This is a genomic window from Mesorhizobium sp. M3A.F.Ca.ET.080.04.2.1, from assembly GCF_003952525.1.
Lineage (GTDB): Bacteria > Pseudomonadota > Alphaproteobacteria > Rhizobiales > Rhizobiaceae > Mesorhizobium.
Genome location: NZ_CP034451.1, coordinates 3830133 through 3853898, shown reverse-complemented (window position 1 = coordinate 3853898; position 23766 = coordinate 3830133). Strand labels below are relative to the sequence as shown.

The following is a 23766-nucleotide window of genomic DNA, read 5'->3' as shown; positions in this document are numbered from 1 at the left end:
GACCTGATTACCGGCATCCTGAACCGGAACGAACAAGCCGGCGCGTTTGCTCGGCTTGCACCGAAGACGCTCAGGCTCGCCGCCGAAGTAGGCGCGATCGAAGGTATTCATCCCCTACCGGATGGCCTGTGGATCTTCAACCGATCAACGCGCGGCGAACCGGTGGCTCAGAGCATTGTTTTGCGTGCGAGGCAGAACCCAAACACCCCACATTCTCTTCAGCAGCATAGACAGATGGGTGTTATGAAACAGGATTGTACAACGAGGTGCGCATCGGGCGATCGGACACGATACCAGGGGTCATGACGATTAACCGACGGCATGCGCCCACCGCCTCTTTCCAATTGACGTGATGGTTTCTGGATTGGCGAGGAGTTTCTGCCAGGCCTCGCACGCCGCGTCGATGATGCGTCGTAGCGAAGACTCGGTTTGAGAGCCAGTTGGATCTCAGGTATTGCCAGAGGTTTTCCACCGGGCTCAGTTCGGGGGATCGCGACGGCAGGAAGATCGGCGTGATGTTCTCCGGCACGTGCTGTCGGGGACGCCTGCCACGTCTTGCCCATTGACGGACCAAGCCGTTCTTATGGCCGATGCGGGCTTTGTCTTGAAACCATCCCCCCGTGTGCCTTTCGGCAGGTCCACCAGATGGGCCTTCAGTGTGCGCGGGAATTTTTTTTACACCCTTCGACGGTGTCGGCATCCTGCGCGGGGTGACGCGGCCGGGCGCTCATGTGCGAGAAGCCCAGCCTCTTCAGCACTCGACGCCGAAGCGCTCCTTGATGACCCGCTGGAGATCGACGCGGCGCCACCGCACCACGCCGTCAACGGCAGGATCAGGCCCGTTTCGACAATCTCGGCCAGCTCTGCCGGTTGCTTGGGCAAAAGCCGTGATGTGGGCCATCCGACCACGAATCCAGAAGCCCATCCGGCCCGGCTTCGTTGAACCGGTGTGCCCAGTCCCGCAAGGTCTGGCGGTCCATCCCGCCGATCCTGCCGCGTCCGCACGGCTCATGCCGTCAAGCCCCGCCGCTAGAGCAGTTCAGGTTTTGACTGAATCTGAGGGGATTCCGGTTTAGGCTGTTTTGTGATTCATGTGTGGACGGCCCCCGTTGAGCAAGAAGATTCTGACAATGGCAATACTGAAGCGGTCAGGTTCATTCATGTGTTCGGCCTGTTTTTGTGCGGCCTCAGGCCGCTGGCCATGATGGTGTCGGTGGATCGGGCCCTCATCAAGCTGCCGCGCTGCGATGCGCGTTGAATCACTCAGGTTCTCCCGATCCCCGGCTTGACCGGATCTGCATCACTGATGTCGTTCTCTCCTGCCCAAACTGGATGTCATTTCGCGCGACCGTCGTTACCCTCGAGCCATTGACGGCGTCGCGCGGTAGTTTTCCTCACGCGCCATCACCGCCCAGGCGATCCGCGCTACCTTGTTGGCGACAGCGACTGTGACCAGCCGTGCCGGCTTACGCTCGAGCAACTGGTTCGCCCAGGTACTGACGGTCGTCGCTTTTCGCCGCGTGTATCGGATGACCGCCGTGGCGCCGACGACGAGGAGATGCCGTAAATAGCGATCTCCCATCTTCGAGATTCCTCCCATTCTGTCTTTGCCACCGGAGGAATGTTGTTTTGGAACAAGGCCGAGCCAAGCAGCGAATTGACGACCGGAGCGGAAGACTTTTGCGTCGACGACGGTGGCAGCGAGGGCGGTCGCCGTGATGAAGCCGATTCCGGGAATGGTTGAAAGCCGCCGGCAGACCTGGTTCGTGCGATACCACGCCAGAAGCTCGATCTCGATCTTCCGGATTTGTGCGCCAAGCCCTTCGATCGTTCGGGCGAGGAGGATAAGAACCTGTCGCGCCATCGCGGGGAGCGGCCCATCGCCCTTGTCAAGAGCTTCGATTAGACCACGGACATGGGCCCGGCCCTTCGGTGCGACGACGCCATACTCGGCCAGATGCGCCCGCATCGCGCTGATTTGCGCTGTGCGCTGCCGAACCAAGAGGTGGCGAGCCCGATGAAGCATCAGAATGCTCTGGGCATCCGCCGATTTGACAGCCACGAACCGCATTGTCGGTCGCGTCACCGCCTCGCAGATCGCTTCCGCGTCGGCCGCATCGTTCTTGTTGCGCTTGACGTAGGCCTTTACGTAAGCCGGCGGCATCAACTTGACCACATGCCCGAGTGCAATCAGCTCCCGCGCCCAATGGTGCGCCGTCGCGCAGGCCTCCATGCCGATGAGGCACGGCTGCATATCGCGAAGCAACGGAATAAGCTGATCGCGCCGAACTTTTCGACGGAGCACCGCGTTTCCTGCATTATCGACGCCGTGAACTTGAAAGACGTTCTTGGCGATATCCAATCCGATCGTGATAACTTGCATGCGGACGGTTCCTTCCCTCTGATGGTCCTTTGACAACGCCATCTTGGCACATTGCGATGCCGCTGGGTCGGGGGCCGTCCACCCCATCAAGATGCTGGCTGGAGTGGAGGCCAGCATCGGATGACGCGACCTCTTTCGAATGATCTTCGTGAGCGTGTTGTTGGTGCGATCGAGGCGGGCGAAAGCTGCCGATCGGTCGCAGCTCGTTTCGGCATTGCCGTATCGTCGGCGGTGTAGTGGTCTCAGCGCTACCGTTCGAGCGGGTCTGTCGCGCCCGGCAAGGTGGGCGGTCATCGCAAGCGCGTGCTGGAGCCGCACCGTGCCTTCATCGCGGAGCGGATCAACCAGACACCGCATCTGTCGCTGCACAGGTTGAAGGATGAGCTGGCGGCGCGCGGGGTGAAGGTATCGCACGATACGGTGTGGCGGTTCCTGCGCGCGAGGGGCTGCGGTTCAAAAAAAACACTGTTCGCCCTTGAGCAGGCCCGTGCTGATATTGCCCGCCGGCGGCAACGCTGGCGATCCTGGCAGTCCGGTCTCGATCCGAGACGGCTGGTGTTCATTGACGAAACGTGGATCAAGACCAACATGGCGCCGCTGCGGGGCTGGGGACCACGAGGCAAGCGCCTGCGCGGCTTTGCCCCGCACGGCCACTGGCGCACGCTGACTTTTCTCGGCGCTTTGCGCCACGACCGGCTGACGGCGCCTTGCGTCTTCGACGGACCGATCAACGGTCAGTGCTTCCGCGCCTATGTCGAGCAACAGCTCTTGCCTGTGCTCGAGCCCGGCGACATCGTCATCATGGACAATCTTGGCTCCCACAAGTCGGCCGCCGTCCGGCAGATGATCCGAGCCGCCGGCGCAAGGCTCTGGTATCTGCCGCCATACTCGCCCGACCTCAACCCGATCGAGCAGGCCTTCGCCAAGATCAAGCACTGGATGCGCGTGGCTCAGAAGGGAACCATCGAGGAGACATGGCAACACGTCGGCTGCCTCGTCTCCTCAATCCAGCCCGGCGAATGCAGCAATTACTTCTTCAATGCCGGATATGCTTCCGTCAAAACCTGAAAGGCTCTAGCGAAAGCAAACGGCTGCTCTGCCGCGCGTCCTTCGAAGCCCGTGCCAACCGGCGAAGCTCCGAAGCCGAATTGTCTGTCGGCAACTGAACTGCTGGTCCCATAGGCAAATCCCCCTTCGCCCCGAAAGAATCTGGACCGAAACACGCACTCACGAAATGCTCATCATCAATCGACGCTCTGGACGCATCTTGACCGAGGTGTCTGTGACGTATCTTCCTGTAGCCCGTCTGGAGCTCCAGGCCACCGGCAACGCAGCAGGTCTCATGCCGGCCTTCGTGGCAAGCCCGGGCGGTCGTCACGGTGGCGCGGGACCACGCCAATGACCTCATACTGATTCAGCGCAATCGCGAGGTTGCCTCATCAGCAGCTTCATGGCCGCCCATTCTTCCAACACTTGATCCAATGCCGGTATCCGACACCCTGCTGTCGGGTCTGTCGGCTCCCCCACACAATGTAACGGCTTTTTGCTCCACTGCACCCCATTTAAGTCATTGAACAACATTCGGAAAAAGACTTTCCAACGCTCTCATCGGCGAAACTGGCACGGCTTTTGCGCGTCCCCAGTACACCGTTCTTGAATGGAGGTATCTGTATGGCTCGACATCGTCCCGGGACAACCGCAGTGGCTACACGCAATAAATATGAGATCCTCGGCGCGGACATACCCGAAGAAACGCTATTCAAGGGCGACTTATTGGTGGCGTCGTTATCGGAATCACCGCGCAGCGTGAACTCCATTTATTACTACGATGATGCAGGTTCTCGCCTATTTGAACGTCTCTGTCACGAGGAAACATATTACCTGTTCAGAACAGAAAAGGACATACTAGCCGAACATGCAAGGTCCATAGCCGACATCACAGGTCCTATCTTTATCGTTGAACTGGGATCTGGAAACGCCGAGAAAACGACTCTTTTATTTGATGCCTACTTGAAGGAACACGGCCGCACTTTTTACGCTGCCATCGACATTAATCGCTCGATCTTGGAGAGGGCGGCTGAGAACGTTCTCTCCGTGACAGACGATTTGGACTTCTTAGGAATTGTCGGGACCTACCAGACCGGACTCGCGCAAGTCGCCAATCTAATTGGACCAAAGCTTTTAGTTTGCCTCGGCAGCACTATGGGGAACATGCACGATGACGAACTGCATGATCTCCTCCTATCGGCGCGATCGGCTTTGTCTTCTGGCGACTATCTTTTGGTCGGGATGGATTTGGACAAAGAAACCAAAATTCTAGAGGCGGCCTACAATAATCAAACAGCTATTCTGACCAACTTATGTGTCCTGCAACATTTGAACTGGCGTTTCGGTGGAGATTTTGATCCATTCCAGTTCCGGCACGTGGCATTCCATAATAAATCGCTGTATCGAATGGAGAGCTATCTGGAAGCAATGCAGGAACAAATGATCAATCTAAAAAGTCTGAATTTCTCCTTTCATCTCGAGAAGGGAGAGATGATTAGGACGGAGATCATGCGGAAGGTTGAATTGTGTGCGTTCCACAAGCTGCTCGGTCTGTATAATTTCCGCCCGGTTCAGCATTGGACGGACTCGCGCCAGCAATATGCGGTTTCTCTGTTTCAACTCGGTGCAGAGCCGACAGAACTCGAATCATGACGTCCCCTGGAGAAAATGCGATGAGAGAGGACATTGAATCGGAAGCGCGGAGCCCTAGTCATGGGCATGTTTCGTTTCGATGGAGTTGAGCCAGTCGACCCGACTGATCACGTTCTGTCTCTGGGCCAACCGACGACGATGTCTAAGCGCATGGTCTATGGCGGCGATGCCGCTGGGCTGCCGACGCGGTTTTCGCAGATCAGGAATAAAGCGCGGTCGCGAATTAGACGATGCTTTCCTATCTCGTCATCTGTAAGGCCGGTCTCGACGGTTCTGGATCCACATGATTCAGAAGGAAAATGTCGAATGGGACGTGGCGATTCTGCTTTGATTGCAACCTCGCGTCGGCGCCGGACGAAGAAGTGTCGAAGTCAGGGCCGTAACCTTGATCCGCGTGTTGTTCGTACATCGGCGCCGAGGTTAGCCGCGGGGCAGCCCAATCGAAGACGCCTCCGCACCGTAAGCCCGCGCGGGGCTAATCGACAAGCGGATCCGGCACGTCGCCCGATGGTGAAGCCGCCTTCTAACGGCATCGGAATTTGCCAAGTTATGCGGTGTCGAAGCTATCTAGGATGGAGGTGTCCCTGGAAAATATTATCATCTTGGGAATTGGCCCGTTGAAGGCCGCATCAGAGATTGTGCGAGGTTTAACATGATTACCTTTTCCGAATTTGCCGCTAGCCTGACCTACGATGCCATTCCCGAGGAGGTCCGTGCCATTCTCAGGCGCAGTTTTGCAGACACGCTCGGCGTCGCGGTGGTGGGGGCAACCACGCAGATCTCGTCGATCACTAGGGAGATTGCCGATCGCCTATGGCGGTCGTCGCCTGAAATCGGCGCGGCCAGGATGATTTTCGACGGGCGCCCCGTCAGCCCGGCGGGAGCGGCATTCGCCGGCGCTTTTACCATTGATTCGATCGATGGGCACGACAACAACAGCCCCTGCAAGGGCCACGCCGGCTCGGCGGTGTTTCCTGCGCTGCTCGCTGTAGCGGATTCGCTTAGGTCTTCGGGCGCCGCAATTTCTGGAAGGGAATTCATGGTTGCGCTGGCCGTTGCTTATGAGGTTGCCTACCGCGCGGGTCTGACGCTTCACGGCACCGTCTCCGACTACCACACTTCAGGGGCGTGGACAGCGGTCGGCGTGGCGGCGGGAGTCTCCCGACTGCTGGGGCTCAGCCAGGAGCAGACGCGCCATGCAGCGGGCATTGCAGAATACCACGGTCCTCGCAGCCAAATGATGCGTTGCATCGATTTTCCAACCATGCTGCGCGACGGCGTCGGCTGGGGTGCGCCGTCGGGCGTCATGGCAGCCTATTTGGCTGACCTCGGCTTCACTGGCGCGCCGGCGATCACGGCCGAGGGGGCCAGCGCCGAGCCGTGGTGGTGCGATCTCGGAGAGGCTTGGCGTGTCGCTGAAGATACCTCATACAAACCCTATCCGGTCTGTCGCTGGGCGCATCCATCGATCGATGCCGCGCGCGACTTGATGCATGACAACTGCCTTTCCAGCAACGATGTGACGCGTGTCCGGATTCAGACGTTTCACAATGCCGTTCGGCTTGCTGGTCACAACCCGAAGACGCTGGACGAAATGAGCTATTCGATCGCGTTCCCGGTTGCGACGATGATCGTGCGTGGCAAAATAGGGCCGCAGGAGCTTTTGCCGGAGGTTCTGCAAGATGAAGAAATCCGACGCATTTCCAACGCCACCGAGCTTGTTGAAACCGAGCACTACACCCGCATCAGCGTCGGTAAGCGTTGGGCCGACGTCACGCTTTACCTAAAGGACGGCCGCCAAATCATGTCGGAGCCGCGCACGCCGAAAGGCGATCGCGACAATCCCATGAGCGCGGAAGAGTTCCACAGCAAATACGTCAATTTCACGAACGGTTTGATCAGCGATGGCAGGGCCGAGGAGATGGAAGCGATAGCGCTGTCATTCGATCGATTGGACAATAAAGGGCTTAACCGTCTGATCGGTTTGACCGTTGCGCCACTTGATCACTGATCTTTGCCGCGGCCAGATTTACGGGTTGGCCGGAATTATTTTCCGCCGGCTGTTCTTTTAGGTCCATCCGGCGGGCCAATCTCTATGGTCAGGACAGCCGCTGAAGCAACGGAGCAAGAGACTGGGGGCCAATGGGATAGCCGGTCCCCGCGCCGATCTTCTTGCGCGGTTCACAGACCGACGGAGCGTCGCCCAGCGTCCGCCGCCTACCGCACGAACGATACCACTGATCACGCAGCGATCATGAGCGCGCATCCTTGCCTCGGATGCGTTCAAGCCCAATCGAAAACTGCTCATCGCTAAGCCAGAAGCTCAATATCTTTCTCTGCAGTGACGCGACGGATAATTCCCACCTTGATCGTGTCCCGGGGCGTAGATGCTATGGGCGAGCGGCGAGGGTGTGGCATCTTTCGGCGCTGTTAGAACCAACTCTTCAGAAGGAGGCGCCCCATGAGCCGCTGAAGAAGATTGATGCCGACGCGCCATCATTGTTGAAGCTGCGCGACGAAGCCGGCCAGGCCGGGCATACAATCAAGCGGATCGCCGTCGCCTATGAGGCGGCCGGCGACGGCTTTTGGCTGGCGCGCTGGCTGCGGGCGCGCGACATCGAGGTCTATGCCATCCACCCTGCCAGCGTGCGGTGTCGCGTGAGCACCGGCGTGCCAAGGTATTTCGGATATACTATCCGTCGCGTTCCAGTGGATGAAAATTTTCGCGCAATCGTCTCGGCAATGTCTGAAGCAGTTAGCGAAAACACAGTCATGATGCTCGCCTCAATGCCGTCCTGGTCGCATGGCGTTTGTGACCCAGTTCGAGAATTAGCAGAAATTGCCAGCCAACACGGGATCTGGTTGCATGTGGATGCTTGCGTTGGCGGGTTTTTGGCGCCTTTTGTGCGGGAGCTCGGACGGGACGTTCCGGACTTCGATTTTCGACTCTCTGGTGTAAGCTCAATTTCGGCGGATTTTCACAAGTACGGCTATAGTGGCAAGGGAGTGTCGGGCGTTTTCTATAAAAATAAGGTAGCCCGCCATCAACCCTTCATTTTCGACACATGGGCAGCAGGACTTTATCGTTCACCAGTTCTCACTGGAACACGAAGCGGAGGCGCAATCGCTTCGGCCTGGGCAGTCATGCGTTATCTGGGGCGGGACGGTTACCTCTCTCGCGCTGCTCAAATCCTCAAGCTGAGAGATGCCATATTGGCCTTCGTTGCACAGTGCCCCGGCTTGAAGATAGTCGGCGGAGCTGAGCTTAACGTGGTGGGAATACGGAGCGAATACTCTGACATCTATTCAATTGCAAGCCGGATGAAGGAGTACGGGTGGAAGATAAATATACTAAAGGAGCCAGAGGCAATACAATTTGTACTTGGACCACTGCGAGATGAATATATAACCTTGCTGGTGAATGACCTTGAGAAGGTCGTTGAAGTTGTACGGCGTGAAGGGTTCAGAGTTCCTACGCCAGCCGTTGTCTATTCCGACGAATTCTTAGACTAACCGGGGATAATTAGCATAAGTTTATACGGTCGATTTCAATATGGAGAAGCCGACTGGGTACTTGAAAGGCCGCACGCCGATGTTGGTGGGATAATCCTCACCGCTGGCAGACTTAGACGCGGTGTGGCAGTCAGCCGGCCTCCTAGAGAGGGAGTCTGTTCTGTGGCGATCGATTTCTTCGTTTCTGCGATCGGCCCATCCTTGAACAAGACAATGCCCGCTAGAGCGCAAAGTTCTATCTCTGGTGGAATATACGGCGGCTCTTGGGCTCGCACCAATACGGGAGAAATTAAATGTCACTTTCTGAAGCAGTGCTAGCGAAGTTAAAAGACAAGTCGTTAGTGACGGATAAAGCTCTCGTAGGGGCTGGGTGGGTAGCGGCAGGTTCAAGGGGCCTCACGTTCGAGGTCACCAATCCCTCAACCGGCGAAGTCCTTGCAACCCTTCCAGATCTCGGTGAAGAGGAGGTCAAGTCGGCGATTGAGGCGGCCTATGTTGCCCAAAAGAACTGGGCGAAAAGGACGGGTAAGGAGCGCGCCGCAGTCCTGCGAAAACTGTACGACCTCATAGTATCGAATGTCGATGATCTTGCCACTATCCTCACCCTAGAGATGGGGAAACCATGGACGGAGGCGAAGGGAGAGATTCTTTATGGTGCATCCTACGTCGAGTGGTTCGGTGAGGAAGCAAAGCGAGTCTACGGCGACACCATTCCAGGTCATCAGCCGGATAAGCGCATCATCGTGATCAAGCAGCCCATCGGAGTTGTTGGGGCCATCACGCCGTGGAACTTCCCGAATGCAATGCTTGCCCGCAAGATGGCCCCGGCAATCGCTGCCGGCTGCAGCATGGTATCAAAGCCTGCGGCTCAGACGCCCCTATCCGCGCTCGCTCTGGCTGTCCTTGCCGAACGCGCCGGCCTGCCACTCGGTCTTTTTTCTGTGCTAACCACGACCGATGCCGCGATGGTCGGTCAGGAATTCTGCCGCAATGAGAAGATTCGGAAAGTCACGTTCACGGGCTCGACCAATGTCGGAAAAATACTGATGCGGCAAGGCGCAGAGCAGATCTTAAAGCTCGGCCTCGAGCTCGGAGGTAACGCGCCCTTCATCGTTTTCGATGACGCGGATCTCGACGCCGCCGCCGACGGCGCAATGGTTTCCAAATACCGCAATGCTGGGCAAACCTGCGTCTGTGCCAATCGGCTCTATATTCAGGAGGGCGTCTATGATGCCTTTGCCGCCAAGCTTGCCGAGCGCGTTCGCCAGATGAAAGTCGGCGACGGCTTTGCCGAAGGGGTCACGACAGGCCCTCTCATCGACCGGAATGCGCTGAAGAAGGTACAGGAGCACGTCACTGACGCCATCGCCAAGGGGGCTACAGTGGAGGTCGGTGGCAAGCCTGCGAGCCAAGGCGGCCTCTTTTTCGAGCCCACTATCTTGACCGGCGCAACGGGGGATATGCGCCTCTCGAGGGAAGAGACGTTCGGCCCTATCGCGCCGCTGTTCAAGTTTTCGACCGAGGAACAAGTGATAGAAATGGCGAACAACACCAAGTTTGGCCTCGCTTCATACTTCTATTCCAGAGATATCTCGAAGATCTTCCGGGTGGCGGAGGCTCTCGAGTGCGGCATGGTCGGGGTTAACACTGGGCTGATCTCCACGGAAGTTGCGCCTTTTGGTGGCATCAAGCAATCTGGCCTTGGCCGCGAAGGGTCAAAATACGGAATCGATGATTATACAGAGATGAAATACGTGTGCCTGAGCGTGTGATCCTGAAATCTTGATCTTGTAGATGTTCCCCTCCAGATCGGCTTCGAATGCCTCGATTGTCTGCCCATCCACTCCAGCTCCGCCTTTCGAGGATCTGAACGCTTTGTAGGCCAGCCGCTAAACGGCTTGTCTGTCATGGTCGCCGTCGTCATCCTGTTTCCAGTTGTTCCGAAAAATACGACCACCTGAACCGACTCCTTCGCTCCAGCCCACTTACGGGACCTTCGTCACTACTACGGGTCGGTCCGTCCCAGCTTCCTGCATCGGTACTCTCGCCTCACGGTGGTTTGCCGCCTGTGCTTCTCCCTTGGCATCAGGAAGCTGGTTCCTGCAGTTCCGCCCAAAAGCCTGCATCCGGCTCATGCCCCCAATACGCGTCCACTGTCTGCCCAGTCATCAAACATCATGGCTCTTCTACCACAGCAGCTTGGGCTGGCCTGAGACCCGCTCCTGAAAGCCGATCCCGAGGGGCCTACCTTCATCTTTTACGCAGCTTCTCAGCATGTTGTCAGTTCACCATCGAACCTCCTTCTGCTTGCTGCAGCACACTGTGGACGGAAACTAAGGCTTGTTGAGCGTCAGCGTGAGTTTATGACGGCGGCTGCGAGATTGATGAAGGCTGCGAAGCTCTGGTCGGTTTTGTAGGCTCGCATAGCAATACGCTTGAATTCCTTGAGTTTGGCGAAGAAGTTCTCAATCAAGTGGCGCCACTAGTAGAGTGCCTTGTCGAGCGGCAGGGGAAAAGTACGACGTGAATGCTGTGAAATAATGATCTTGGCGCCGCGCTCATTCAAGGCAATGATGGTGTTGCTGTCGAAGGCTTTGTCGGCCCAAGCCGCCGAAACAGACACCATCGATGAGCGGTGCGACACCCACGGTGTCGAACCGTTGGCCGGGCAAAAGAACAAAGCGCACAAGATTGCCAAGTGCATCGGAGAGTGCCAGGATTTTGGTTGTCATGTTGGAGCGGCCTATGGCGTGGCTTTGAGTCCCCCTTTTGCGCCCTGTCCATGGCGGTGACCTTGACGATGGTGGCATCAACCATGGCGTGTTCCATGCCCGGTTCATCCGAACAGGCCTCGTAAAGCCGAATGAAGACATCAGCTCTGACCCAGTCGCGGTAGCGCTTGAAAACGGTGTTCCAGCTCCCGAAGAAGGCTGGAAGGTCGCGCTACGGACTTCCTGTCCGCACAATCCAAAGCAACGCTTCGATGAAGCGGCAAGGGCGATCGAAACTACAGCACATTGATTATCCAAAACGGCGCAGTTGGATAGCCCGATCCTCTTTGGCAACCCGACTCACTATGTCGGTAAAATACCTTTCAACGCCAAATCCAGGGGTCAGAAATCTTTCTACGATCTCGGTATAACGGTCAATTGAAGAAACAACAAATTTGATATGGTAGTCAAAATGCCCCACTACTTCATAACACTCTGCGACTTCGGGAATGGCACACACGTGACGTTCGAAAAACTCCAATGCGTCTCGATTTTGTCTTGACAGGACTACTTTAGACAAAACACCCTGAATACTTTGTAATTTTTCGATCGCTATTTCCGCGATGTAACGACGGATAATTCCATCTTTTTCGAGTTTTTTTACCCTCTGCCAACACGGCGAAACGGAAATGCCGACCCTGTCGGCAAGGACCTTTATTGGGAGTCGGCCGTTTTCTTGGAGCACATCCAGAATCGGTAGTCCATTCGGTCTAGCTTGTTCATACCACTTACTCTAACATACGACAGAATCTTGGCTCAACGTCGTTTTTTCCGCAGCGCTTGCTATGTTGTGGCCGGCAAACATGCCGTGGCAATGCCTCGCCACAGCAAGTGATTCGCCACCCTGCCACATTTGCCGAATCGTAACAGCCCCTTCTGTACGGGCCTCGACAGGTCAACCCCTTTTTGCGTCGTCCAGTTGCTGGGTCTTGCTTCTGTACGGGGTCGGTGCGCGACCGCCACCTGATGGTTTGAAGAGGATAAGGCGGACCAGTCTAGTGACGTGTGATCGAGATGCCACGAAGGCTGTTGCGGTCTGACCTGAGCCATCGTCCCGGCAAAGGGACCTCGCTTCGGGAGGTCCTGGTGTCGTGAACCCGCCCGAATTTCTCAGGCGGCTGCGGTCACCGTCGTGGCCGCCTCGTTGAAGACAGTTCCATCGGCAAGCTTGCGGTGCAGGATCACCGCAAGCTTGCGCGCCAGCGCCACCTTGGCCTTCTTCATCACGGCCCGCCGGGCGATCCGCATCGCTCAGCTTTTCAGCTCCGTGCAGCCCTGACGGGCTTCACCAGCATGATGTGATCGTAGTGCGCCGTGCGCACTGCGGCATCCTATCTTGCTGATGCGGCAGTGTAGTCGGTCTCGCCGGATTGATACCTCTTCGCAGTCAGGCCGAAATGCGCGCCCACCCGCTTCGACGAGCGAAAGCGCCCGAGGTCGTCGATGGCAGCGGCATAAGTGAGCGGCACGATCGGACCGACTCCCGGCATCGACATCAACCGCCTAGTGTGGCATCAAGGCGTACCAGCGCGCGAACCTTTTCTCTAGAGCCTGGAACTCGCGCAGTAGCACGGCGTGCCAGCAAGCAGCACCGTGGCCACCGTCTTTCAGGTTCGGATGGCCAGCCACCAGCTCACGGATGTGGCAAGCAAAGTCGCGCGGTGTTGTCTTGCCGACCCTGAGCCCGAAGCCGCGCAAAATGCCACGCACACTGTTCTCGACATCCTTCACGCCCTGATAAGGCGCGGAGATCTGAAGATAGGGCCGCCTGCGGGCTTGGTCTACTTGCCCGATGGCAGCCTCGCCCTTAACCCGGACGATTGTCGCAGCCGGATGAGGCGAGCGCCATCGAGGGATGGTGGAGAGATAAAACGAACCAGCCGATCACCTTCAAATAGGTGAAGCCGGTCTGCCGAAGCTGGTTGGGCGCCGCGTTTGTCATGGAACTCGTTGGCCGCCTTCTCGAAATAGATAGGATGCAGGGCTTGACGAGAGAAAGGCGCTCTTAAGGTTGGTCGCCATGACACGGTCCCATTCGGCAGGATCGAGGTCGACCAGCTTGGTCTGCGGAAAAATGCCGGCACTGGCACAGAGAATGTCGATGCCTCCGAAACTCAGCCTCGGGAGATTATTCTCCTGACGCAAGCGCCTCGATTGCCTGTCGATGCACCTGGTGCGATCTCCAAGCGATCATCTCCTTCCAGTCTGACCCCTGCGGATAGTAGTGCAATTTGGCGACCTGACGGATCTGTCGGCCCCGCTCGGAATCAGCCTCTTCTGGCTGATACATGAACAACCAATGGTCGTCGCGCAGCACCGCTGTATTTAGTTTGTACGTTCCAAATTCAAGAGCAATGTAGGTGTGCCGGCTCCCCAAGATACGCTCCCAAAAAGCGTCTTGGGTCCCAGGTATGATTTCGGCGGAAGAATTCCCTACCTCCGGCGACGTTACGGACGGGCCAAAGATGTTGATGGCTCGCTCATAACCGCCCAGTCCGGACGACTGCTCGCATTGCAGCTCCCCATAGCCGTAAGGGCCGAGGCCGGTGTGGTAATCTATGATGATGACCTCATCGCGGGCCGCTACGTTGAATTCCTTCGTTATTTCCTCGAGAGTTCGCCTGGCTTCGGTAGGCTCGGTTCCGCCGTAGAACAGGCCGCCCGGATTGGTGTACTGCCCCGATCCCCGCGCCTCCCGAAGTTTCAATTCGCCGTGGCGCGCTTGATATGCCGCGAACGCAGCCTCAGCGCGCTTCAATCCCTCCTCGGAGATATCCGCGGGAACAAAATGCTCAGCCAACTCCTCGTATCCAGGATTCGAGGGGAGCGGTTTGGAAAAGTCGACAAAATTCCGGTTGAGGTCAACCCCCTCCGCGGTAACTCGGCGATCCCAGGCAAAACCGTAGCAATTCAGCGCGTGGACGAAGAGCACCGCCGTGGAGGATGGGAGACGCTCGTGAAATTTAGCTCGCAAGAATAGAAGTTGCGCCGCGGAACCGATGTAACCTTCTGGTCCGTGCGTGCCGGAAACCAGAACCAGGAGTTTCTTGGCGTCCGCCGGGCCAAAATATGCTGCGTCCGTGTAGAGAGCCTCACCAGAGGGTCCGTTTGTCCTGCATCGGTATGCTCGCGACGTCGGCGCCGCCGCCAGGAATTTCTGCCTCGCTTCGAAATAATTGTCAGAAAAGACGACGGAGGCTAGCTCCTTTGCGCTGTCAAGGTTCATTGTGTTCAATTTCCCTGCTGATCATTCTGCAGCACCAACTGAGGCACCATAGGTCGATAGATTCCTTCATTTTCATGTCGGATCCCGGGGCCAATCCTTGCGGCGACTGACTATTCACCACTAGCCTCTCGTGCCGAAAATCAACGGCGAACCGACAGGCTGAGAACCTTTTCTAGATACCGCGAAGAACGTGCATCCGAACTATGATCGGTCGCGGAGATCGACGTCAAATTCAGTTTGCGGATCGGCGCTATCTCGTTTTGAGATTAACCTTTGAGCGGCCGTGACTTGTGAGGAATCGCCGGCCCGGTGACCGCCTACAAGTCGCGCCCCGATCGGAACAGCTCGGGCGCCGGCGTCTTCATCGTCAGCAGCGAGGCTGCGATCGGGCCGACAGCGGGGAGCTGGGCCAGCCGTCGGCTGCACTCGCTTTGGCGTCGTCAGGCCCATCCAGGCGCGAACAGATCGGGAGGTCTGGAAGTTGCCCGGATCTTCAATGGCAGTGGCAAACGAGGTTGCGGTGATGGCGCCGATGCCAGGGATCGACATGAGCATGCGGCATGCCTGGCTCTGACGTGCATCTGCGACGAGCTGGCGCCCAAGCTCGGCGGCACGGATGCGAATGCCGCGCCAGGCCTCCACATCGGCAGCACGATGAGAGCAAGTTCCTCGTAGGCGCCGAACGTTCTTCTCGAACGTGGTTCCCTTTCCTGCAGGAACGAGCAGCCCGAACGTTTTCATGATTCCACGAATCTGGTTGGAAAGTTCGGTGTGATCCGGACCAGCCGGGTGCGTGCCGCCACGAGCGTGCGGGTCAGCATGCTGTCAAATCCTTTCACCCGCACCTCACGGAAGAATCCCACCTCTGCAAGATGCGCCAACCGTGTCGAGACCGATATACTCTTCCATGGCTGTTCTCCATCAGACGCTTGGGTCCGGCGTCAGATCCGTGAGCCCTATTTCCATCTTATCGGGGAACAGCCACCTTCCGTGTCGATGAAAGAGACGTCGGTGTCGATCCGACGTGAAGGCAAGCGCGTCTGGCGCGGGAGTGCGCCTCTGATCCAAAGGTCATTGCCGAGCTTATCCGTAAGCGGGCGCCAGCCGCCAAACGCGTGGTGTTCGAGACTGGACCCCTTTCCGTCTGGTTCTATCGCGCTACGCGCGGAAAGGCTGCCATCAAGCGGGCCAGACCGCTGCTTCCCTTTCCACCGCTGGAAATGGATGCGTGGTAGGCTGGTCAAACTCAAGGATAGGAACACCCCAAGAATGATCAGGCCTGGTCGAACAGGAGAGCGGCGCTATCGGCTATGGGAGATTCGCCGGCGCTGCGGCGACGGCGACGCGATGACGCGGTGCGCCTCTACGGCAGTCCGTTTAGCCGTCGTCAAGTGCGGGAGAAAACCCGGATCGGCGGCCGCTTGCGCTCGTCGCGGAGATCCGGTTCGAAGAGGAGCATAGGCGCGAATACGCGATCTTTCCTTTGACGCGTCCGAAGTCAATGCGTCGGCATGCGCCTTGCGTCGGCGCCCTGTGAATTCGGCGGCAAGGCGATTTTCATCCGAGACGTCGCGCCGACCTCGCTTGGGGTGAGATCAGCCCACCAGGAGTGGTAGGTGCGGTTCGCAATGGACAAATGCAACACTACCCAACAGCGGATGGCGAAAGAACCGCGAAAACGCAACGTTGGAGAATGCCACCATGAGTGAAATCGATTTGATTGATAATGTCATCCCACGTACCAATTCGTCAAATGCACAGCGCGCATCGGCGCTGAAAAATCGCCGCTGAGCGAGCGGACCGGAAAGCTTTTTGGCGTACGCGCACTCCGTCGGAAGCGGCCCTGAGTGTCAGGGTCTTTGGAATGCCAATCCGGACATCTCGTCGCTAGATGATCGTGATCTTCAAACTGTATTTGACCCCAAGCTTCCGCGATAGTTGTGTAGGAAGGCTCTCCAGTATGTCGGCTATTGGTTGAAACTCGTCGCTGGCGCTGCCTGCGTGAAGCTAAGGCCACTCGGGGTAAAAAACAGACCATCGGGGCTGCCCGATGGCTCTACTTCTAAGAAAAAGGGGAACTCCCTGACGCGAACACGCTTCATCACCTGGCCTATGCGCGTGTGGGAAGGGATCCTAAACAGGACGTAAACCCATTCGGCAGTGGCCCCGCTGCAGACGGCGCTCGCAGCGATCGATGTCATCGCTAGTGCAGTTCTCTCGCGACGGAAATGTGACGGCCCACCTCTTGGGCCAGTGATCAAGGAAAGGAAAACAGGCATGATCGCCAACCATAATCTACTGCCTGTCGACGCGATCGACCAGCTACCCTTTACTTCAGCTGAATTCGACATGCGGCTTGCTTCGTGCAGGAAAGCAATGAACGAGCGCGGGATCGACTACCTCGTGCTCAGCTCTCCCGAAAACATATACTATATATCTGGATTCATTACGAAAGGATACTATGTTTTTCAGGCGCTTGTCGTGACGCATACTAGCGACCCATTCCTCGTGGTGCGTCGCTACGAGCAAGTCAATGTCGAGCGTCTGTCCTACTATCGGGATGCCACTGTATGGCAGGATACTGACGTTCCGGCTGAGGTACTAGCAAGAGCGATGTCCGATTTGGGCGCCTTGGGAAAGACCGTCGGTGTGGATGCCAACTCCATGTTCCTTACGGTGAGCGCCTACGAAACGCTCCGCGGTGCGCTGCCCGGAACCAACTTCGTCAATGCGTCTACGATTCTGGAGAAATGCCGAGCCATCAAGTCCTCGCAGGAGATCGCTTACATTCGTCGCGCGGCTGAGGCGTTGACTGCAGGCTTCAAGGCCGCACATGAAGCTGCGCGTCCTGGCCGTACTGAGAACGATGTGGCCGCGGCTTTCCATTATGCTGCCATCTCGGCTGGCAGTGAATACATGGGCAGTGCCCCATACATCGCTTCCGGGCCGCGTACGGCCTTGCCGCACGCCACCTGGGCTGGCCGAGGCATCGAGAAAGGCGATCTGGTCATCGTCGAGGGATCCGGAAACTGGAAGCGATACAGTGCAGCCTTGATGCGGACCTGGTCGATCGGGAAGCCTAGCGACAGCGTGCGTCGAGCTGCCGACGCTTCAGAAGCCGCCCTCGACGCCGCGCTCGCCGCCATTAGACCCGGCGTAACAAGTGGAGAAGTCGATGCTGCGTGTCGTGGCACTGTGGCTCGCGCTGGTCTCGCCCATGCCTTTCTTAATAGAACCGGCTACTCCGTGGGCGTTGGCATCTGTCCGGGTTGGGGTGAAGGATGGGTCATGGACCTAAAGGACGGAGATCCCCGCGTCCTGCACCCAGGCATGGTATTCCATATCGTGCCGGTGCTATTTCCCGAGCCGAACATTAGCGTAGGCTTCAGCGCCACAGTGCTCGTCACCGAGACCGGCGCTGAAATCATCTCGGATTACCCGAGGGAGATGGAATGCTGAAAGCCATCGACGACATCACTCCGTAAGACTGGGATCCACGCTCCTCAGCCTCAACGGCAGAGCCGTCGACGACGTCTGCCCCCTGAGATATCGCAGGGCGAATTCGTCGTGCTCGGACCCAGCGGATCGGGCAAGACCACTACGCTGATGATGAGCCGGTTTCACGACTTCCGACACCGGCCAGCATCCACGGTTGTATCATTTTCTCGAAAGGATTTCATTATGGACGAATATCGCGCTACGAAGTCGGCCCTCGCATGAGCCAAATGCTTGCTCACGGCAATACGATTTATACTGCAGGGATCGTCGCACTGCGTGCCCCGGCGGACCGGTTGCCAAGCAGACAGCTGACATTCTGACGAAAATCGATGATCTGCTTGCCGCAGCTGGAACAAGAAGAGAGCAAGCTCCTGACGGCCACGATTTGGCTCGCCGACATTTCTTCATTCGCGGAATGAACCGCGTGTGGGATAATTGGGTGGTTCCTGGCAGCACGCCATGTCGGCCCTGCGTTGAGGCAAGGCTGGCGGGAGCGGAATACACGGTCGAGATCCAGATTACCGCAGCGCTTTAACTCGGACGCTTCGGCTGCCAGCTCGCGGTCCAAACTACAAGCGGGCTGGCATCGTTGGCCACCTGCGGAGGATTCGCTTGCCTGCATACCCTACGCATTTTCTATTAGGAGATCAAATGACATCTAAAGCGCCACGCTCACTGGGCATTCTACTCCTCGACCGCGGGCTAGCGCCTGGCGCCACACCGCCGCCGCCGGTGCACTCACCGATGCGAGATCCAGCCACCTTCGACTTCCCTACAGTCTACGAAACAGTCCATAGAGCTTATGCCAAGAATGTTATTCATGGCGATTCCTCGCTTGAGCCAGTGTGCATCGCGGCTGCCCAGCGTCTCGTCGAGCGGGGCGCCGTTGCCATAAGCTCAAACTGCGGCTTCTTTGTCCGGCATCAAGCGGCGGTGGCCGCTTCGGTCAATGTTCCTGTAGTAATGTCTAGCCTGCTCCTCGTACCGACGTTGCTCCGGCAGTTGCCGCTGGACGTTAAGTTGGCGGTGTTGACCGCGGACTCAACTCATTGCAGCGAAGATCTGCTCGGGGTGGACGGTCCGGCCGAGCGGCGGAGAGTAGTCCTCGGCGGCATCGAAGGTGGCACGCTCTGGCAAAACGAGATGAAGCTCCCAACAGTACCAACAGATGCCGCTGATATTGAAACGGATGTCGCCGCCTGCGTCAGGCGGCTCAGAACCGCGCACCCGGAGATCGCGGCGATCCTGTTCGAATGCACAGCTTTTCCGGTGGTGGCACCAGCAATCCGCCGGATAACCGGGCTGCCCGTCTACGACATCACGACCGTTTGCCGGATGACATTCGAGTCTACTGGAATGACGGCAGGGAGGCAAATCGCGTCTATACAAAAGGTATAGAATACCTGTTACTTCGGTTTTGTTGCGACGGCTGAATAGAGGCGCAGAGAAGGCCTAATGCGACGTCAATCAGGCTACGAGGATTTCGAACTGCGCGGCCCGGGACGTATTCGGATTGCAGGTGTACCTCACCTGGCGTGCGCATCATGTAGATCATGTCGATGCCGGAAAGGATGGCGAAGGCGGTGGCCATCTCGAAGCCGAGTATCGGCCGCACTCGGGCGCTTGATGCGCCTATCGTCCTGTTCGATCTGATTGTTCAAATGCTCGTTCCGGCGGACGCGGATCGGCTTTCCAACCGGCGCCGGGCGCGGTCCTTGCGTATTTCAGGCGATCGTGAGCATAGATTTCACCGCATCGTGAGCACCGATTTCACGGGATCATGAGCAACGATTTAGGCGATCGTGAGCACCTTTTCGGAGGTGCTGGACGCTTCGGCCGACACTCAACCGGTCTCCAGGATGATGCGTCGTTCAAAACGATGAAGCCTCATGCCAACCCAGAATATCGATGGGCCGGATCAGAGAAGTTTTACGTCTAAGGCAAGTCCAGGGCCTGACCGAACGCGCATCGCGCACACGCTTGGGGTGAGCAATGGTCTCGAGCGTGGTTATCTGCGGCGCGCCCGTCTTGCCGCGGCTGAGCTGGTCGCTGCCCGAAGGGATGGATGTCGAAGGCCGTGAGCTGCTGCTGTTCCCAGCGCCGAAGGCGGCGTCGCAAAGCCTCGGCGGCCGGTGCCCCGGCTGGAACCATGAGGAGAAGGAGTTGCGCTGGCGCGGCATAACGCGGGTGCTGGGTGTGGGAAGAGTATCGTGCCGCCAATCCCGACGGCTTTGGTTATACCTGGTTTTGCACGACCTTCGTGGCCTGGAAAGGGTGTGCGCCGACGACGCACCAGGCACACCTGGCGGCGAGAAGGTGTTTGTCGATTTCGCCGGCGACAATATCGACATCATCGACCCAATCACCGGCGAAGCGGATCCCATGAAGCTGTTTGTCGCAGCGATGGGCGCCTCCAACTATACCTACGCCAGTCCGCCTGGACCTTGCGCACGAGATCCCGCAGCTGCCCAAACGGCGCCGTCCGCCCAGAGGGCGAAGCGCCCCGGCCTCTTCGGCAAAGCGCTCTGCAGGAGCCACACCACACGTCGATCGGCAATCTCGCGCGTACACCGGTCCAGATGCCCTTGAACGCCGCCCAGTTCAATCGTCCAGCCCGTCAAACCCGGTCGGCCGTATAAGGCTTGCGAAACGGAACAGTCCCGCCCTCCCGCAGATACCGACGCACCGTGTCGCGCGCGCACCCGAATTCCTTCGCCAGTCGCTTTGCTCCCCAGCCAAGCTCATGCAGCCGCAGCATCGCCGCCACCTCTTCAGGCTGAAGTATCTCCTCTCCCTACATCGTTCTCGACAATGCAGGAATCGCCGAAATCCCAATCGTCATTGATGCCTCCTCTCATAACCGAGGGGGTCAGTTTCTCAATTCGGCGGACAGCCCGGACCACTCTTCGCTGGCAGTCCAGACAGGAGCCATCGCCCGAGGACTTAACTTTCATGCTTATTCGGCGGGTCCGATTCATCGCCCAAACTCGGCAATGTCCTGCGTCCATCTCGCGGCCAGATGGCCAAAATATAGAAATTGCATTTGACGAAAGATACCCGGCGATCGATCGTTGGTCTCACGGCGTGGGCTAATAGTAGCTGTGCGAACTGGTGTGGTGCCTGTCGACTACGGTCGCGAGACAGCAGCTGGCGGCATAGATCTTCACGCTCGTTCGCCTAGATTTTCAGGGGCCTCTTTCATGACCGACCAAATCTCTCGCTCTCTTGGCATTCTAAACCTCGAACGAGGACCGCGGCCTCCGGAACCGAAACTCGGCGCCTTGTTAAATCCGCATACGTTCGACTTTCCGATTATATCGGAAACTGTGAAGGGGGCTTGGGCGGATATAGTCATACGCGGTGATCCAGCGCTTGAACCGGCCTACATCGCGGCTGCCCGGCGGCTGGTCGATCGGGGCGCCGTCGTGATAACCTCGAACTGCGGCTACTCTATCCGGCATCAAGCGGCGGTGGCTGCATCTGTGAATGTACCCGTGGTGATGTCCAGCCTGCTCCTGGCGCCGACATTGCTCCGGCAGCTGCCGCCAGTTGCCAAGCTCGCAGTCGTGGCCGCCCAGTCGAGGCATTTGGGTGAAGATCTGCTTGGGATCGATGATCCGGCCGAGCGTGCGAGGATCGTTATCGGCGGCATCGACGGCAGCAAGTTGCTGCAGAATGAGAACATGCGCCCGCCGATACCGACTGAAACAGCCGACATTGAGTCCGATGTAATGGCGTGCGTCGCAAGAATGCGAGATGCGCATCCGGAAATCGCGGCCCTCCTGTTTGAGTGCACAGCGTTTCCGCGAGTAACGGCCGCTATACGCCTCATGACCGGATTGCCCGTCTACGACATTACTACGCTGTGTCGACTAACATTCGCGTCCGTCACATGAATATATGAATGCAGTTTGCCGGGTTTGTTGCGACGGCTGAATAGAGGCGCAGAGAAGGCCGAATGCGAGGTCAATCAGGCGACGAGGATTTCGAACTGCGCAGGCGCTCAAGGCGCTTCGGCTGATCCGCACCAACTGCTCGGCCACGAGCCGCTCCACGATCTCGTTCAGCGTGATGTCCTTGCGCTCATCGATCAGCCCGACGATGAAACTTCATGCGCATCGAGGCTGGAGGCGCGGCGGCGAATGGGATCGGGCTCGAGCGTCCCTCTGTACCCTGCTTCCATTTCCAGTGCACGGTGTTTTCCTGCGCGGTGATGTGAGATTCAAATAGATCGAATAGCCTCTAGCTGTCATATTTCGAGACGCCAACAAAACGTGCTACATAAGAGCCGAGCATGAGCGTGTGCTCGCCGGTCTCAGGGTGGACGCGTACGATGGGATGCTCGAAAAGGGCAATTGATCCGCATAACATTTTGAATCCTGGCAAGGTTCTGTCCGAAAGCTGACGAGCAAGCGTATTTGCCCCTCGATGATACCAGGCGCCCACCGAGCAACCCAATGGGCCTTATGGCGAGCCGGAGAGGCAGAAGGACGACCACTACCTTTGGGCCTTCCAACAGGGTTCGCGCACGAGGCGGGGTCTCCTGGTACACCCGCCCTGTGGCTTGGCTGCGGTCTGCTGCAGCCGTTCGTCTTTACTGCCCGTTGCGGACGATCTCGCACGAGTTGGTTCACGAGAGCGTCGTGAAGCAGTCGAGGCGTCCGGTTTGGCTCTGACAAGCGTCGCAAGATGTTCGCGGATCCAGCCATGTCTCCGCAATCCGACCGGTAACCGACGACGACTTCGGACTGGTTGGCGGTCCTACGACCTGATCGGTGTTCCTACGGAGCTGATCAGCGAGCCAAAAACAGCGGCAATGTGGTCTTCCCAAAGCTCCAGCTCGGCGGACCGCCGAAAATCCGCTCACGCAGCCCACGGCTGCCATAAGCGCCCATGACCATCATGTCAGCACAGATGTCGTTCGCGTGCTGGGTCAGCACTGTGCCCGCCGATTTGCCGGCGCTCTTAAGCAGGTCAACGGAGACCCGAGCACCGTGCCGAGTAAGATAGGCAGCGATGTCAGCTCCAGACTGCGCGCCTTTCCCGTTGTTTTGCGCCTTTGGATCGACCATAGCGACACAGACTTCCTTGGCAGCGGATAGGATACTAAGAGCTTCCCGAACCGCACGCGAGGCCTCTACACGCGAATCCCAGCCGACCAGCACGCGTCGAGGCGACAGCGTCGCCTTAACGCCCTTCGGCACGATGAGCACCGGCTTTCCGCTATCGAACAAGCAGCCGTTGACAACAGGAGGTCCGAGAGTCTCATCGTTGAGGAGGTCTCCTCCAACGATCGTCAGGTCAGCGCAGAGCGCCCGCTGTCGTGCCACTTCACCGAGGCTAGCCGGATCGCAATAGTCGGTGTCAACGTCACAGGAAAGCGACATAGCTTTCAGCCTTTTGAGGATATCCACGGACCGTCTTTCCATTCTGGTCACGTCCTGTGAAAATTTCTCGATTTGCTGAAATCGATAGTTCGGTACTGCAATTGCCTGTGCACGTCCTGTATTCCATTCGGGGGGCGGAGACGACATCAAGAGCAATGGAGGCGGTATAATGAGTACCGATAGGTGCGCGCCGACCTCGGCACACAGTCCGGCAGCTGTTGTGAGGTCCTCATCAGAATGATCAGCACCCGTCACACTGAATATGCTTTTAAATTCCATTTGCCTGCT

At 57.8% G+C, this 23766-nt stretch carries 16 protein-coding genes and 10 pseudogenes; 11 read left to right on the top strand and 15 right to left on the bottom strand.

Annotated features, from left to right (window positions below; all coding sequences use genetic code 11):
- Positions 1–309: 309 nt before the first annotated feature.
- Positions 310–1060 (bottom strand): annotated as a pseudogene (locus EJ074_RS30305) (helix-turn-helix domain-containing protein); the annotation flags it as partial.
- A gap of 294 nt (positions 1061–1354) precedes the next feature.
- Positions 1355–2383 carry an IS110 family transposase gene (locus tag EJ074_RS18420; RefSeq protein ID WP_127863028.1) on the bottom strand — a complete coding sequence of 343 codons (1029 nt, stop codon included), beginning with the start codon at positions 2381–2383 and terminating at the stop codon, positions 1355–1357.
- 120 nt (positions 2384–2503) lie between these two features.
- On the opposite strand from EJ074_RS18420, the pseudogene EJ074_RS18415 reads away from it, so the two are divergent.
- From EJ074_RS18415 to EJ074_RS18395, 5 genes and pseudogenes are all read left to right on the top strand, one after another.
- A pseudogene (locus EJ074_RS18415) lies at positions 2504–3451 on the top strand (IS630 family transposase).
- 633 nt (positions 3452–4084) lie between these two features.
- Positions 4085–5083 carry an L-histidine N(alpha)-methyltransferase gene (locus EJ074_RS18410; protein ID WP_165349965.1) on the top strand — a complete coding sequence of 333 codons (999 nt, stop codon included), beginning with the start codon at positions 4085–4087 and terminating at the stop codon, positions 5081–5083.
- A gap of 652 nt (positions 5084–5735) precedes the next feature.
- Complete coding sequence (locus EJ074_RS18405; RefSeq protein WP_127863026.1) at positions 5736–7094, top strand: MmgE/PrpD family protein; 1359 nt, start codon at positions 5736–5738, stop codon at positions 7092–7094.
- Between the two features lie 398 nt (positions 7095–7492).
- Positions 7493–8596, top strand: coding sequence for an aminotransferase class V-fold PLP-dependent enzyme (locus EJ074_RS18400; protein WP_165349964.1), 1104 nt, complete (start codon positions 7493–7495; stop codon positions 8594–8596).
- Between the two features lie 293 nt (positions 8597–8889).
- Positions 8890–10368 carry an NAD-dependent succinate-semialdehyde dehydrogenase gene (locus EJ074_RS18395; RefSeq protein WP_127863047.1) on the top strand — a complete coding sequence of 493 codons (1479 nt, stop codon included), beginning with the start codon at positions 8890–8892 and terminating at the stop codon, positions 10366–10368.
- A gap of 710 nt (positions 10369–11078) precedes the next feature.
- Here the strand turns inward: EJ074_RS18395 and EJ074_RS18380 are convergent.
- The 8 genes and pseudogenes from EJ074_RS18380 to EJ074_RS18350 all read right to left on the bottom strand — a co-directional run.
- On the bottom strand, positions 11079–11300 hold the full coding sequence (locus tag EJ074_RS18380) for a hypothetical protein (protein WP_127863040.1): 222 nt from the start codon (positions 11298–11300) through the stop codon (positions 11079–11081).
- Positions 11301–11617: 317 nt separating this feature from the next.
- Positions 11618–12052 (bottom strand): Lrp/AsnC family transcriptional regulator, encoded by a 435-nt coding sequence (locus tag EJ074_RS18370; RefSeq protein WP_127863039.1) that lies wholly within the window; start codon positions 12050–12052, stop codon positions 11618–11620.
- Between the two features lie 646 nt (positions 12053–12698).
- The gene (locus tag EJ074_RS18365; RefSeq protein ID WP_127863038.1) at positions 12699–12863 is read right to left on the bottom strand and encodes a transposase; all 165 of its coding nucleotides are present in this window, start codon (positions 12861–12863) and stop codon (positions 12699–12701) included.
- 7 nt (positions 12864–12870) lie between these two features.
- Positions 12871–13098, bottom strand: coding sequence for a hypothetical protein (locus EJ074_RS29755; protein WP_127863037.1), 228 nt, complete (start codon positions 13096–13098; stop codon positions 12871–12873).
- A gap of 76 nt (positions 13099–13174) precedes the next feature.
- The gene (locus tag EJ074_RS30635) at positions 13175–13309 is read right to left on the bottom strand and encodes a hypothetical protein (RefSeq protein ID WP_281033641.1); all 135 of its coding nucleotides are present in this window, start codon (positions 13307–13309) and stop codon (positions 13175–13177) included.
- A complete protein-coding gene (locus tag EJ074_RS18360; RefSeq protein ID WP_245454717.1) occupies positions 13306–13512 on the bottom strand; it encodes an SDR family oxidoreductase in 207 nt (68 codons plus the stop codon). The genes EJ074_RS30635 and EJ074_RS18360 overlap by 4 nt, the downstream gene beginning before the upstream one ends.
- Positions 13496–14593, bottom strand: a complete 1098-nt coding sequence (locus tag EJ074_RS18355; protein ID WP_127863055.1) for a DUF2817 domain-containing protein — start codon at positions 14591–14593, stop codon at positions 13496–13498. The genes EJ074_RS18360 and EJ074_RS18355 overlap by 17 nt, the downstream gene beginning before the upstream one ends.
- A 420-nt stretch (positions 14594–15013) precedes the next feature.
- A pseudogene (locus EJ074_RS18350) lies at positions 15014–15474 on the bottom strand (transposase); the annotation flags it as partial.
- Positions 15475–15589: 115 nt separating this feature from the next.
- Between EJ074_RS18350 and EJ074_RS18345 the strand changes: the two are divergent.
- The 4 genes and pseudogenes from EJ074_RS18345 to EJ074_RS29925 all read left to right on the top strand — a co-directional run.
- A pseudogene (locus EJ074_RS18345) lies at positions 15590–15747 on the top strand (IS110 family transposase); the annotation flags it as partial.
- A 1123-nt stretch (positions 15748–16870) separates the two neighbouring features.
- Positions 16871–18052 carry a Xaa-Pro peptidase family protein gene (locus EJ074_RS18340; protein ID WP_129553645.1) on the top strand — a complete coding sequence of 394 codons (1182 nt, stop codon included), beginning with the start codon at positions 16871–16873 and terminating at the stop codon, positions 18050–18052.
- Between the two features lie 257 nt (positions 18053–18309).
- Positions 18310–18626 (top strand): annotated as a pseudogene (locus EJ074_RS30300) (RidA family protein).
- 209 nt (positions 18627–18835) lie between these two features.
- The gene (locus tag EJ074_RS29925; RefSeq protein ID WP_348626966.1) at positions 18836–19489 is read left to right on the top strand and encodes a hypothetical protein; all 654 of its coding nucleotides are present in this window, start codon (positions 18836–18838) and stop codon (positions 19487–19489) included.
- A 69-nt stretch (positions 19490–19558) separates the two neighbouring features.
- Here the strand turns inward: EJ074_RS29925 and EJ074_RS30295 are convergent.
- A pseudogene (locus tag EJ074_RS30295) lies at positions 19559–19782 on the bottom strand (IS6 family transposase); the annotation flags it as partial.
- Between the two features lie 217 nt (positions 19783–19999).
- Between EJ074_RS30295 and EJ074_RS18320 the strand changes: the two are divergent.
- A pseudogene (locus tag EJ074_RS18320) lies at positions 20000–20521 on the top strand (IS21 family transposase); the annotation flags it as partial.
- Between the two features lie 174 nt (positions 20522–20695).
- Here EJ074_RS18320 and EJ074_RS18315 read toward each other — a convergent pair.
- Positions 20696–20876: pseudogene (locus EJ074_RS18315) on the bottom strand (helix-turn-helix domain-containing protein); the annotation flags it as partial.
- 415 nt (positions 20877–21291) lie between these two features.
- Between EJ074_RS18315 and EJ074_RS29920 the strand changes: the two are divergent.
- Positions 21292–21987, top strand: a complete 696-nt coding sequence (locus EJ074_RS29920) for a hypothetical protein (RefSeq protein ID WP_186815540.1) — start codon at positions 21292–21294, stop codon at positions 21985–21987.
- A gap of 102 nt (positions 21988–22089) precedes the next feature.
- On the opposite strand, the pseudogene EJ074_RS29915 reads toward EJ074_RS29920, so the two are convergent.
- The 3 genes and pseudogenes from EJ074_RS29915 to EJ074_RS18295 all read right to left on the bottom strand — a co-directional run.
- Positions 22090–22229, bottom strand: a pseudogene (locus EJ074_RS29915) (IS630 family transposase); the annotation flags it as partial.
- A 32-nt stretch (positions 22230–22261) separates the two neighbouring features.
- Positions 22262–22435, bottom strand: a pseudogene (locus EJ074_RS30290) (TauD/TfdA family dioxygenase); the annotation flags it as partial.
- Positions 22436–22884: 449 nt separating this feature from the next.
- A complete protein-coding gene (locus EJ074_RS18295; protein WP_127862623.1) occupies positions 22885–23757 on the bottom strand; it encodes a universal stress protein in 873 nt (290 codons plus the stop codon).
- Positions 23758–23766: the final 9 nt, after the last annotated feature.

Coding starts and splice junctions, on each gene's coding strand:
- EJ074_RS18420 (WP_127863028.1), bottom strand. CDS start 2,383: ATGCAAGTTATCACGATCGGATTGGATATCGCCAAGAACGTCTTTCAA.
- EJ074_RS18405 (WP_127863026.1), top strand. CDS start 5,736: ATGATTACCTTTTCCGAATTTGCCGCTAGCCTGACCTACGATGCCATT.
- EJ074_RS18395 (WP_127863047.1), top strand. CDS start 8,890: ATGTCACTTTCTGAAGCAGTGCTAGCGAAGTTAAAAGACAAGTCGTTA.
- EJ074_RS18380 (WP_127863040.1), bottom strand. CDS start 11,300: ATGCACTTGGCAATCTTGTGCGCTTTGTTCTTTTGCCCGGCCAACGGT.
- EJ074_RS18365 (WP_127863038.1), bottom strand. CDS start 12,863: ATGTCGATGCCGGGAGTCGGTCCGATCGTGCCGCTCACTTATGCCGCT.
- EJ074_RS30635 (WP_281033641.1), bottom strand. CDS start 13,309: ATGACAAACGCGGCGCCCAACCAGCTTCGGCAGACCGGCTTCACCTAT.
- EJ074_RS18355 (WP_127863055.1), bottom strand. CDS start 14,593: ATGAACCTTGACAGCGCAAAGGAGCTAGCCTCCGTCGTCTTTTCTGAC.
- EJ074_RS18340 (WP_129553645.1), top strand. CDS start 16,871: ATGATCGCCAACCATAATCTACTGCCTGTCGACGCGATCGACCAGCTA.
- EJ074_RS29925 (WP_348626966.1), top strand. CDS start 18,836: ATGCGAGATCCAGCCACCTTCGACTTCCCTACAGTCTACGAAACAGTC.
- EJ074_RS29920 (WP_186815540.1), top strand. CDS start 21,292: ATGACCGACCAAATCTCTCGCTCTCTTGGCATTCTAAACCTCGAACGA.
- EJ074_RS18295 (WP_127862623.1), bottom strand. CDS start 23,757: ATGGAATTTAAAAGCATATTCAGTGTGACGGGTGCTGATCATTCTGAT.